General features: G+C 65.9%; 1 protein-coding gene. It reads right to left on the minus strand.

Annotated features, from left to right (window positions below):
• Nucleotides 1-144: 144 nt before the first annotated feature.
• The coding region (locus PXJ20_RS33035; RefSeq protein WP_421057528.1) for a YadA C-terminal domain-containing protein at nt 145-343 on the minus strand (199 nt) is incomplete at its 5' end.

The raw sequence follows: 343 nt of genomic DNA on the forward strand, positions 1-343 counted from the left end.
CGGTCCCTGCGAGCTCGAACACGCTGCGAGCACTGCCGTTGCAACAAGCGTTACCGCCATTCTCGATGTCATCTCTATTGCTCCCGCTGTCGTTGTTGTTCACCCGGCGGTGACACGCCCGCTGTGCCGCCGCCGGACCTGCGCTTACCACTGGTAACTGATGCCGCCGCCGAACGAGTACCCGGCGCTGCTCGAGCCCACCCCGCCGCGCAGCTTCAGGTTGTTGGTGATGCGTGCCGTGAAGCCCAGGGCGACTGCGCCATAGCCCTGGAAGCTCGCGCCGCCCACCCCGACTGCGATGGACTTGCCGGCATCGACATCCGGGATCATCGAAAGCGCGGTG

It is taken from the genome of Paraburkholderia sp. A1RI_3L (genome assembly GCF_048957895.1).
Lineage (GTDB): Bacteria > Pseudomonadota > Gammaproteobacteria > Burkholderiales > Burkholderiaceae > Paraburkholderia > Paraburkholderia kururiensis.